This window comes from Flavobacterium myungsuense, assembly GCF_042677265.1.
In the GTDB taxonomy this organism is placed as follows: Bacteria; Bacteroidota; Bacteroidia; order Flavobacteriales; family Flavobacteriaceae; genus Flavobacterium; species Flavobacterium myungsuense.
In genome coordinates, this window is record NZ_JBHTIZ010000031.1 from 1 (window position 1) to 747 (window position 747).

Consider the following 747-nt stretch of genomic DNA (forward strand, 5'->3'; position numbering starts at 1 on the left):
ATCTTATGTAGAATTGCAGTTGCTCATTGAAGAAGAACTCGGAGAAAAGGTCTTTTATGGAGCTTTATATTCTCATTGCAGAAAGAATTATAAAACCAAGCTTAAAGTAGCAAGGAAATTACATCATAAAAAAGATGAAACGGCTGAAAAGCTTTTTAACAAACCTTTAAATTTCTCTAAAACAAATTAAATTATATCTAAATAAAGATAAGATAACATCGGTGAATTTATACTTCCACGATGAAAGTCGATTTGGTTTGAAAACCAAACAAAAAAGAGTTATTACGGCAAAAGGTATAAAACCAATTGGTAAATATAAACACAGTTATTTGTACAAGTGGTTATGGGGAAGTTTCTCGCCGATAACTGGCGAGAGCTTTTGTATTACTATTCAAGGGGTTTGTAAAGATTTTTTTATCAAGTATTTACAAGATTTTAGTAACCACAAACCAAGGGAACTAAAAATTATGATTATTGATAATGCAGCTTTTTATTCAACCAAAGATATAGTCTTACCTGAAAATATTGTGTTAATGCTAATTCCACCATATTGTCCAGAGTTAAATCCTGCAGAAAAAGTTTGGCAATGCATGAAAGATAAAATCGCGATGAAAATTCATGACACATTAGGTATTTTGGAAAATAAAATGGATGTGCTAATAAATGACTTGGAAGGGAATTTGGTAAAATCAATTACTAGATATGAATTTTACAAAAATACCTTTTACGGTGTTTTCAAAGATTAAA

1 protein-coding gene and 1 pseudogene are annotated in these 747 nt (G+C 29.7%); both read left to right on the plus strand.

Features of this window, described 5'->3' with window-relative positions; all coding sequences use genetic code 11:
* Nucleotides 1-190 (plus strand): annotated as a pseudogene (locus ACFQ0S_RS11530) (hypothetical protein); the annotation flags it as partial.
* A 31-nt stretch (nucleotides 191-221) separates the two neighbouring features.
* Nucleotides 222-746, plus strand: coding sequence for a transposase (locus tag ACFQ0S_RS11535; protein ID WP_379819095.1), 525 nt, complete (start codon nucleotides 222-224; stop codon nucleotides 744-746).
* The last annotated feature ends 1 nt before the right edge of the window (nucleotide 747 follow it).